Source organism: Sulfoacidibacillus thermotolerans, from assembly GCF_003144315.1.
In the GTDB taxonomy this organism is placed as follows: Bacteria; Bacillota; Bacilli; order Alicyclobacillales; family SLC66; genus Sulfoacidibacillus; species Sulfoacidibacillus thermotolerans.
Genome location: NZ_MPDK01000041.1, coordinates 1 through 9,820 on the forward strand (window position 1 = coordinate 1; position 9,820 = coordinate 9,820).

The 9,820-nt window shown below is 46.2% G+C and carries 11 protein-coding genes; 7 read left to right on the forward strand and 4 right to left on the reverse strand.

The window, feature by feature from the left end; all coding sequences use genetic code 11:
• The 3 genes from BM613_RS13515 to BM613_RS13525 form a co-directional block, all read left to right on the forward strand.
• On the forward strand, positions 1-752 hold a 752-nt coding region (locus BM613_RS13515), incomplete at its 5' end, for a transposase (protein WP_146192829.1).
• A 388-nt stretch (positions 753-1,140) separates the two neighbouring features.
• Positions 1,141-1,566, forward strand: a complete 426-nt coding sequence (locus BM613_RS13520) for a hypothetical protein (RefSeq protein ID WP_181363175.1) — start codon at positions 1,141-1,143, stop codon at positions 1,564-1,566.
• 109 nt (positions 1,567-1,675) lie between these two features.
• Complete coding sequence (locus BM613_RS13525) at positions 1,676-2,191, forward strand: hypothetical protein (RefSeq protein ID WP_109431700.1); 516 nt, start codon at positions 1,676-1,678, stop codon at positions 2,189-2,191.
• A gap of 54 nt (positions 2,192-2,245) precedes the next feature.
• Here BM613_RS13525 and BM613_RS13530 read toward each other — a convergent pair whose 3' ends face one another.
• From BM613_RS13530 to BM613_RS13540, 3 genes are read right to left on the reverse strand one after another with little or no spacing between them, the layout of a single operon-like run.
• Positions 2,246-2,470 carry a hypothetical protein gene (locus BM613_RS13530; protein WP_146192830.1) on the reverse strand — a complete coding sequence of 75 codons (225 nt, stop codon included), beginning with the start codon at positions 2,468-2,470 and terminating at the stop codon, positions 2,246-2,248.
• A gap of 49 nt (positions 2,471-2,519) precedes the next feature.
• Positions 2,520-2,792: an HU family DNA-binding protein gene (locus tag BM613_RS13535; RefSeq protein WP_181363176.1), complete on the reverse strand. Its 273-nt coding sequence runs from the start codon at positions 2,790-2,792 to the stop codon at positions 2,520-2,522.
• Positions 2,793-2,850: 58 nt separating this feature from the next.
• Positions 2,851-3,417, reverse strand: a complete 567-nt coding sequence (locus tag BM613_RS13540; RefSeq protein ID WP_109431703.1) for a site-specific integrase — start codon at positions 3,415-3,417, stop codon at positions 2,851-2,853.
• 321 nt (positions 3,418-3,738) lie between these two features.
• Between BM613_RS13540 and BM613_RS13545 the strand changes: the two genes are divergently transcribed.
• The 3 genes from BM613_RS13545 to BM613_RS15875 all read left to right on the forward strand — a co-directional run bounded on the left by BM613_RS13545 (position 3,739) and on the right by BM613_RS15875 (position 8,604).
• On the forward strand, positions 3,739-5,382 hold the full coding sequence (locus tag BM613_RS13545) for an Eco57I restriction-modification methylase domain-containing protein (RefSeq protein WP_109431707.1): 1,644 nt from the start codon (positions 3,739-3,741) through the stop codon (positions 5,380-5,382).
• A gap of 1 nt (position 5,383) precedes the next feature.
• Positions 5,384-8,422, forward strand: a complete 3,039-nt coding sequence (locus BM613_RS13550; protein WP_109431704.1) for an Eco57I restriction-modification methylase domain-containing protein — start codon at positions 5,384-5,386, stop codon at positions 8,420-8,422.
• Between the two features lie 77 nt (positions 8,423-8,499).
• The gene (locus BM613_RS15875) at positions 8,500-8,604 is read left to right on the forward strand and encodes a BsuBI/PstI family type II restriction endonuclease (protein WP_425450700.1); all 105 of its coding nucleotides are present in this window, start codon (positions 8,500-8,502) and stop codon (positions 8,602-8,604) included.
• Between the two features lie 196 nt (positions 8,605-8,800).
• Here BM613_RS15875 and BM613_RS13560 read toward each other — a convergent pair whose 3' ends face one another.
• Complete coding sequence (locus tag BM613_RS13560; protein WP_109431705.1) at positions 8,801-9,262, reverse strand: EVE domain-containing protein; 462 nt, start codon at positions 9,260-9,262, stop codon at positions 8,801-8,803.
• A gap of 174 nt (positions 9,263-9,436) precedes the next feature.
• Between BM613_RS13560 and BM613_RS13565 the strand changes: the two genes are divergently transcribed.
• Complete coding sequence (locus BM613_RS13565; RefSeq protein ID WP_109431706.1) at positions 9,437-9,643, forward strand: hypothetical protein; 207 nt, start codon at positions 9,437-9,439, stop codon at positions 9,641-9,643.
• The last annotated feature ends 177 nt before the right edge of the window (positions 9,644-9,820 follow it).

The window sequence follows — 9,820 nt, forward strand, 5'->3', positions numbered from 1 at the left end:
CCTTGGGGAAGTCTGGGCGTGCCATGCTCGAGGCGATGATTCAGGGAGAGAATAGCTCTGAAGCACTTTCGGAATTGGCGAGAGGACGATTGAAATCGAAAAAGGCTAATTTGCAGCGAGCATTACATGGGTTGATGGGAGACCACCAACGAATGATGCTGGCTGCGCAACTACGGCACATCGATTATCTCGATGAAGAGATTACCCGTCTCGATGAAGAGATTACCCGACTCGATGAAGAGGTTCAAAGGCGAATGGCCCCTTTTGAGGAAGACTTGGAGTTAATAGATACCATCCCTGGTGTCGGTCGACGAACAGCAGAGCAAATCCTAGCGGAAATCGGGACAGACATGGATCAATTTCCATCCGCCGCTCATCTGTGTTCATGGGCGGGCTTGGCTCCAGGAAATAATGAAAGTGCAGGAAAACGGAAGTCAGGGAAAACTCGTAAGGGAAATCAAAAGCTTCGGACAGCCCTAGTGGAAGCGGCCCGTGCAGCAGCAAGAACGAAACAAACGTATCTCTCAGCCCAGCACCATAGAATTGCTGCCCGAAGAGGAAGTAGCCGAGCGACTATTGCGGTGGCACATAGCATCTTAAGTATGGTGTATTACATGTTAAAGCGACGTCACCCCTACATTGAATTGGGGCCGACCTATTATGAAACTCGTAAGAAAGATGCAGTCGTCAGACAAGCCATCCGTAAGCTAGAGTCACTCGGTCTCGAGGTCATGGTACATCCAGTCGCCTAATCACACTGAAATGGAATTACTATCCAAAGACATCCTCATCTCTGATGAGGCTGGTTCCTTATGCGCTTCTTAGGACTTAGAACTCGTTTATTTTCAGGATAGAGTTGGTTGAAAAACTCATAGGTTTGCGCGAAGGGCAAGGGACTGCTCTTATTCCTGTCGTGGAAGCATTAAGCAAAGCGAACTAGCACGTGTTGGATGATGCTGGAGACAATTGAACAACGCTGTCGAGGAACCCCGCCGTCGGCCTAACACCGTGGCGGGGCTTTTGTATAAAGCTATTATAGGGTCAATTTGACTTATATGGTAAATTATAGTTGATCTACGAAAGAATCCGAGGTAGAATAACGGAAACGCCCCACCGAGCGGCGTTACAAGACTGGGACGAATGGGGAGACGGGACGATATGATGACCGAGACGATTCTTGATGCAATACTGGACGAAATCGAAGAAGATGATGACTATGTGACTACGAACAACGCCCTCGCCGATGCGATCTATAGCGCAATCGGCAATGACGATGAAAAGTGGCAGGTGGTAGATGATGCCATATCCGCCTATACGTTTACTTTGGTCAATAAAGGAGTATGGGCAAGCAACGATCCAAGCCATGCGGATGAACAGTCAACCGCTGCACTTCGCGAACTTGTTGGAGAAAAATGGTCGGTGATAGATGACGCCGTGTCCGCCTATAGGTGCGTCGTGCTTGACAAAGGTATGAAAGTCGGTAACGCTTTGAGAGAAGCGGACAAGCATTCGATAGAGGTTGTTTCTGTACTGATGGGCAAGCAAACGATGGTCGCAACGCTATAAGTTTCATGGCAACAACAATACCCCGCACTCGGTTCGGTGAGCCGTGGGCGGGGTATTGTTGTGGTATATTTAGTAAAGAAATTGCAGAACGGTTACGGGGGGATGTTCGGTGAAAAGAAGTCTTGCATTAACTACGATGATTTTAGGTGCGGTGTGGTTGACGGGATGCGGCACCGCAAACGCCTCGACCAATACAACCTCTTCACAACACAAAACCACAGTGACAACAACAAACCGCCAACTAACTAAATCAGACATGAAAATCGGAAAATTGTACATCGGCCAACAGCTATCAGATGTGCAAGCCATGTACGGGAAGCCTAGTACAAAAACCATTGTCCACGGCAACGGTGCGCCTCAATGGGAGTATAGTAAAAAGGGCTTTGTTGTGGGTGGAAATCCAGTGTTTACGATTATGGTTTCTGGCCAATTCCTCGGCAGCACTCCGCGTGGCATTCACATTGGCAGCACAGAAGAAGCGGTCAAAAAGTCTTATCCAACGTATAAGATGGTGCAAGGAGGCTCACAACTTTTTGTGGAATCATCTAACAAAGAGTTCAGTATGGATTTTGGCTTGAAAGATGGAAAAGTAACAAGGATCATTTTGACGAATGAAAATCCGTAAATGAGAAAGGCACCAACTACTCACGGTCGGAGCCTTTGTTTGTGGGGCTGCCCTTTACGGCAACAGTTCCGGCACTGCCACCCCAAACTGCACTCTCCATCGGTCACGGTAGACCTCGTACAGCCCTTCGCCGTCCACTTCTACCTCTCGCAAACTGTAACCCACGATACCGCGCACACAGAACCACGCGGCGACGAGCGGGATTTCTTCGCAAATGATGATAAAACGGTCACATTGACCGTCAGCAAATGCGATTAGATGGTCACGTAACATATGCACCCTCCAATGCAAAAGGCCGCCAGTAGTTCTGACGGCCTTGATGCGATGATTAGTTTAACTGCGATTTGATTTGCGAGGCAGGCACGAAGCGCACCGTCCGATAAGCAGGAGCCATCATCACTTCGCCTGACTGAGGATGGCGACAGCGGCGGGCTGAATGGTCAGCGATTGTGAAGCTGCCGAAGCCCCTGACGGACACCTTTTCACCGTGTTGGAGTGCGTTTTCCACTGCCTGTTGCAGGGATGCAAGCATTTTACTTGCAGTCGCCTGCGGAACACCTGCGCCGACTGCAATGGACTTGATCAATTCCGTTTTATTCATTGTTGACCCCTCCTTATCCATCCACGTTCTGTACGACAAAAACGCAGATGGGACAGGGTTACAGGTTCAATGTGAGATAAACACGATCCATTTCGTCCTGACTCGCACCGATGTATCGTAAGGTGTGACTCGGTGACGAGTGGTTCAACAATTGCATGATCAATGCCAAATCTTTACCATCCCGGTAAGCATGGTAGCCAAACGTCTTGCGCATCGTGTGGGTTCCAATCCTGTCCTTGATGCCAACCGCTCTGGCAGCGGAATTAAGGATTTCCCAAGCGCGGGCGCGTTTCAGTGCGCCGCCCTTGCGACTCTCGAAAAGCGGTTCGTCGTCGGCTGCATCGGGGCGAGTTGCAAGATATTCGGCTATCGCCTTCGTTACGCTGGAACCAACCGCAAAACTTTTGCGTTTCCCGGTCTTCTGTTCCGTGACCACCATACGCTCACGAATGCGCCCCTTAGAGTCAGTCACGTCTCGGACTTGCAAGTTCAGTAGGTCACTAACCCTTAAACCGCTGTTGATGCCAAGAACAAACAGCGCATGATCCCGGAGACTAGTTCCACGGAGATACTTTTTCATCGCCTCCAACTGTTTACGATCCCGAATTGGTTCTACAAATTCCATACCCAATCGTCTCCTTTCACAAAGAGACTTTTTGTATGATAAAATGGCATTGTGTTTGGTTCGCGGTTGACCAATTACAATCGTCCGTCTCTCAAACACCTTAAAACCCACACCCGGTGCGACTTTTAGCCTGATTCGGTGAGCAAACACAAAATCCATTGTGTCTGGTACTGAATTTTAGTTTGGGAAGTGGTGACAAAATTAAATATCAAGTGAAACAAGACGTGCCGGGTGAAAGTCTACTATTGGACTGACATATTCCGACACTATATGACCACCGCTATCCGTGATATGATCGACTGGAATGGAGTGTTGGGGGTCGTGAACTTTAAAGAACAAGAGTCTGCAACTAAATTACGAGGTGGGTACTATACTCCTCTCCCTATTGCGAGGTTCCTTTCAAAATGGGTTCTTCGCACGAGGCCGCATAATATACTGGAACCCAGTTGTGGCGATGGTGTTTTCGTTGAGGCATTTTATAATTTACATGATTACGAACTGAATTTCACGGGCGTTGAACTCATAAAAGAAGAAGCGGACAAGGCGCGACAAGCTGTGTCCGAAAAAAATCTTATTCATGGAACAATAATCAACGACAATTTCTTGAGTTGGGCACTCAAAGAGTCTGTCGCAGGTGTCACGTACGATGGGCTGATCGGTAATCCGCCATATATACGCTATCAATATCTTGAGGAGAAGGACCAACAGCTAGCCGCTGAATGGTTTAGCCGTTATGGGCTAGCGTTTACAAAACACACGAATGCTTGGGTGCCGTTTGTCATTGCCAGCGTCGGACTGCTTGCACCCGGTGGACGATTGGCAATGGTAATTCCGTCGGAACTTCTTCATGTATTACATGCAACATCATTACGCAAGTTCCTTTTGGATCAATGCAACCGGATACTAATGATCGATCCAACAGAACTGTTATTTGAAGAGGCACTTCAAGGCACAGTGCTGCTGATGGTTGAAAAGAAGCAAATTGCATCGAGCTCTTCGCAAGGAGTTTCGGTTGTTTCCGCTGTGAATAATGATTTTTTGTTGCAGGATCCAGAGCAATTTTTTCAAAATGCCACCTATGTCGCTGGCGATATTTTAAACGGCAAATGGATGAAGGTATTGCTTGACCCGGAAGAACTAGAGGTTTTCGAAAAGGTGCGTAGGTTACCTTCCGTTCGGAAATTTAAAGATATAGCAAATGTTGACGTAGGGATCGTCACCGGGGCAAATAAATTTTTCTTGGTGGACGACGAAACGGTAACGAAATATCGACTTGAGCAATACGTTCACCCGATGTTCGGTCGAAGTGAACATTGTCCCGGGATTGTCTACGACGATGCAGTTCACCAATCCAATAAGATTCGGGGATTGCCAGCCAATTTCGTGATGTTCGGGAATACTCCTATTGAGAAGTTGTCGGCGACCGCTCAAGAATACATTCGTCTTGGTGAGGAACAGAGCCTTCATACACGATATAAGTGTCGAATACGCTCTCCTTGGTATGCAGTGCCATCAGTGTATTCAACTTCAATTGGAATGTTGAAACGCTCACACTGGTACCCACGTCTTATTTTGAACACTGCAGGTGCTTACACTACAGACACGGCGTATCGTATTGAGCCGACGGTACAGGGCATCTCACCTGAGTTGCTTGTATTCTCGTTCGTAAACAGCCTGACCGCACTAACTGCGGAACTAGAGGGCCGACATTACGGTGGTGGTGTTCTGGAACTCGTACCATCTGAGATAGAGAAACTCTTAATTCCGGTTTCGGACAAGCTTGTTTTCGACATCCGTGAACTTGATGAGAAAGTCAAATCAGGTCAGGACGTGGACAGTCTATTGGCAGAGCAGGACACGATTGTATTAAAAGCCGCAGGATTTTCCAGCTACGAATGCGAAATTATCCACGAAGCTTGGCGAAGAATTCGAACTCGTCGTCATCGGCTTATTGTTGAAAATTGATATGCAACAGGTGGTGTGGTGGATGGCTGGCTGGAAGGACACTATTGACCGTCTCGTTCAGAAATTCCGAACAGACGAAACTAGATTTTGTTCAACAACGTCTGGTTACACAGAAACCGAAGCCAGAGTAGAATTTATAGACCCTCTATTCGAATGCCTTGGGTGGGATATGTCCAACTCTATGGCAGTCCCAAACAGTCTCAAGGATGTTGTTCGTGAAGAATCTCAGCCTACGGAAACGTCGGCTAAAAGACCTGATTATACGTTTCGTATTGCGGCAAACAGAAAGTTTTTTGTAGAGGCAAAGAAACCGTCTGTTGATATCCGTACAAATAAAGATAGTGCGTTCCAAGTTCGGAGTTACGGTTGGACAGCCGGATTGCCTGTGTCACTACTAACGAATTTTAAGACGCTTCGCGTGTATGATACGAGCACGGTTCCACACGTAAATGATAACGCTGATGTTGGGCTACTTATGGAAGTGAGTTTCGACGAGCTACCTACCCGATTCAAGGAGTTGTGGTCTTTATTCGGAAGGGAAGCGGTTGCGGCTGGAAGCATTGACACCACCTATGGGAAGAACATAAAAGCTGCACTACCGATTGGTACGATGTTTCTGGATAGAATCAACGATTGGCGGCTTCGACTCGCTTCTGACATACATAACAGGTACCCGTCGCTGGACATCGATCCACTAAATGACCTGTCACAGAAGGTTATAAATAGAATTATTTTCATTAGGATGTGCGAAGACAGGGGTATTGAAGGTGTGGAACGCCTGCGCAAAGTAGCCGGGAAGAAGGATGTCGTTGAACTGCGTCGTTTCTTTAAAGAAATGGACGACAGATATAATACAGGACTGTTTGACGTTAATAGTGACCCTCTTCAAGCGCAATATGCTATGGATGCGCAGTTGTTTCTCGACATAGTGGAGGAATTATATTTTCCCGCGGCACCTTATAGTTTTAGTGTTCTTGACGCGGAGTTCTTGGGTCAGGTATATGAGTTGTTTCTTGTAAAACGATTAGTCTTAGACGTGGCGACCGGAAGCTTGTCTCTTGAGGATAAACCCGCTTATGAGGACCGTGAAATCGTTACAACTCCGCAACCTCTCGTGGACGAAATCGTTCGGAGAGCGTTCAGTGGGCGATTGACAGAATTGAAATCGACGGGAATGCTCACATTTGACTCCTTGAAACAGTTGAAAGTAATGGATGTGGCCGTTGGCTCTAGCCGATTCCTGCTTCGTTGTTTGGACCAACTTGTGGACGCGGCGATATCCTACTTCAGAGGAATAAATGACACCGTAAACATTTACAGGAAATCAGCAAACGATTACCGTCTGAGCTTTACTGCAAAGCGAGAAATCCTGAAATCGTGTCTCTTTGGCATTGATATTGACTACAACGCTGTAGAAATTGCCCGGTTTAGTCTTTTGGTGAAACTTCTGGAAGATGAGAATTTTGCAACGTTGCCGATCGGGAAGAAGATTTTGCCGAATCTTGATAAAAATATAGTATGGGGTAATTCCGTTGTTGGGATAGACTTTATAAGTAATGTGTCCGCCGTCATGAGCTTAACAAACCCCCTTGATTGGAGCGCGGCAGGGCTACCGTCTGCCTTTGATGTGATAGTGGCTAACCCACCTTATGTAAAGACGGAGGAAATGAAGTCCAAAACACTGGATGAGTTTAACTACTATAAGAAGAAATACAAAACAGCATACAAACAGTTTGACAAGTATTTTATTTTCATTGAGAAGGCGGTATCAAAGCTTAATAACGGAGCTTGGGTTGGAATGGTTGTTCCAAACAAATGGATGACAATTGAATCCGGAAAAAAGCTCAGAGAAATGCTGGCTGCTCAGGAATTGGTAGCCGAAGTGGTGGATTTCGGTAATGAGTTACTATTTGAAGGTAAGTCAACCTATGTGTGCCTTTTAATACTGTCACGTAGCGTTAAAAAATCCGTATGGTATCGCAACGTGCACGATTATGAAGATTGGTTATTAAGTCCTGACGACAAAGGGATGCTTTTGCCATCGAGCATGATACACCAATACGGGGCTGCATCTTGGGTATTACCGTCGAATGATACAGAAGCAAAGGTTCTTTCAACTTTGTTCAGTAGTTCAATCAAGCTAGAAGACATCGCAGACGTAATCAACGGTATCCAAACGAGTGCCGAAGACGTTTATCCGATCGAGAGTTGGATAGAGCACAATGGACTCGTACACTTTGAGGTTGATGGGGTGAAGTTCGCGGTTGAGAAAACCATAACGAAGCCGTACTTAATGGATTCGGCTAGAGTTCAATCTTATTTACCAATCGAGTCTGATGCGCTAATTATTTTCCCTTATGAGTACGGTCCCAATGGTGAGGCAATTCTTATACCACCGTCTAGGTTGAAAACTGACTTTCCGAGGGCATGGCATTACCTTAAGTCCTTTGTGTCCAGATTACAGAAGAGGGACATTTCTCCGAAACCGGGACCCGGTGAATTTTATCGGTATGGGCGACATCAGGCTCTTTCGAGTGCGTTTAAGGGACCTAAAATTATTTATTCGGTCAATCAACTCGGTGACAAATACGGAATCGACGAAACAGGGGTGGGCTTTGCCTCAGGTGGCACCGCAGGTGAAGTTGCCATAACTAATCCCCGTGACGGGTATTCGCTTGAGTTTATTCTGGGACTACTTAATCAGCGTGCTGTCGAGCTTTTTATGAGGAAACGTGGAAGTCCGTTCCGAGGGGGGTACTACAGTCGGGGTTCTGCAGTAGTTGCAGACTTGCCAGTACCGAAATTGGATTTTCAAAATCCAAGTCACGTCCAGATTCACAATAAGGTTTCCGCCTTGGTGCGTGACCTTATTACTGTTAAACAACGTTACAACACCGCTGTCGGGCGGCAACGTGTATCGCTTAGCTCGCAGCAAGAAGCGTTAGCCAACGAAATCAGAAAACAGTTTGAGTTGATCTGGAACTTTGGAGGACTAGATGACACACTAATCCTTCCCGGTGATCACGTATACAAAAAATAGTCATGAGAGGTTCATCTTGTTCGTCTATCTAATCCACCGTATAACGAAGTCGACAGACCGTTGGATTAGAAAAGTGCATTCCTGAATTTAACCATGACAAATTGCCAAACGTTGTAATGTGCGACGAGCAAAAGAACTGGCTGTATTTAATTGAGGCCGTAACGTCTCACGGTCCCGTGTGACCAAAGCGATATGAAGAGTTGGAACAGGTATTATCCGAGTGCAGTGCTGGAGAGTCTATGTGAGTGCGTTTTTGGACATGGCTGAATTCAAATGTAGTGTCACAGACGGGAGACGGAAGTGTGGTTCGCTGAGTCCCCAGAGCATATGATGCACATGAATGGAGACAAGTTTATTGGCCCTCGATAACAATGCTGTTTATAGGACTTGTAACTGCCGTGAACGGCAAATAAAATCGAAATCTTTATCGTCGATTATTTTGGTGGCTTGCCTAAAGTGCAGGCCCCAATTTTTTTTGTCAGTAATAAACGAAATTTGATCTTTGATTGGAGCTATTTGTACAGGCGGTTCCCATTTTTCAATGTTTACGATGGGGGTATATAACTTGAAATATTTGTATAGTATTTCTTCTGTTTCGTTACCGGGTTCAGTTTTGTTGGCTTGAATGTCACCATTTACATCGAATGAGGCGTAGAAAAAACGCCGACCCCGCCCTGCAATATACACTAATACCTTATCTCCTTGATGAAGACGGTGAATATTTGGTGTTGTTGGGGTGTAGAGCCACATTCCCTTTTGTAACAGGGTATCGGCTATTGTTTCAGCGTCTAGCTGTACGTTTCCAAAGTCAATATCATTCAAAACGAACATGTAGTTCATCTACGTGTTTCCTCATTTCTAAAGGTTGGTTAAAAATCATCGTATCACAAAGTGTAGAGCATTTTTAACGGCAAACTCCTACAAAGTTCTATTTTCGCGGTATCTTGAACCGATTCCTACTACGTGGTCGTATAACAAACCGAACACTCTTCAACAAGAGGGGGATTCGGTACGATGGTTATGGCAGAACTGGTGTGGGATTACATTGACGGCCCGTTCTGGGTGCAGGTTATTTACGATCCAGATGATGGGTATTATCGTGTCTACAAGCGTCAGGGAATCGACATTGGTGAACCGATTTTCGAGAAGGACGAACAAAAGGCAGTGACGATTGCGAGGAAAATCGTAGGAAAGCACATCAAACAAAGGGATAAGCGTTGATGTTTTGTGACCGCCAGCGTAAAACTGGCGGTCGTTGACACTCACTAATGTGCAATCGAATCTGGAACCCTAAACTCTTGTTTTTGTCAAGCATAAATTGAGCCATAGCGATCACGGTAAAAGTGAGCCACTTAGTGCGTGAGAGGTTCCTGTTCTGGGCGATTCTGGTCTTTGTTT

Coding starts and splice junctions, on each gene's coding strand:
- BM613_RS13520 (WP_181363175.1), top strand. CDS start 1,141: ATGGGGAGACGGGACGATATGATGACCGAGACGATTCTTGATGCAATA.
- BM613_RS13535 (WP_181363176.1), bottom strand. CDS start 2,792: ATGAATAAAACGGAATTGATCAAGTCCATTGCAGTCGGCGCAGGTGTT.
- BM613_RS13540 (WP_109431703.1), bottom strand. CDS start 3,417: ATGGAATTTGTAGAACCAATTCGGGATCGTAAACAGTTGGAGGCGATG.
- BM613_RS13550 (WP_109431704.1), top strand. CDS start 5,384: ATGCAACAGGTGGTGTGGTGGATGGCTGGCTGGAAGGACACTATTGAC.
- BM613_RS13560 (WP_109431705.1), bottom strand. CDS start 9,262: ATGAACTACATGTTCGTTTTGAATGATATTGACTTTGGAAACGTACAG.
- BM613_RS13565 (WP_109431706.1), top strand. CDS start 9,437: ATGGTTATGGCAGAACTGGTGTGGGATTACATTGACGGCCCGTTCTGG.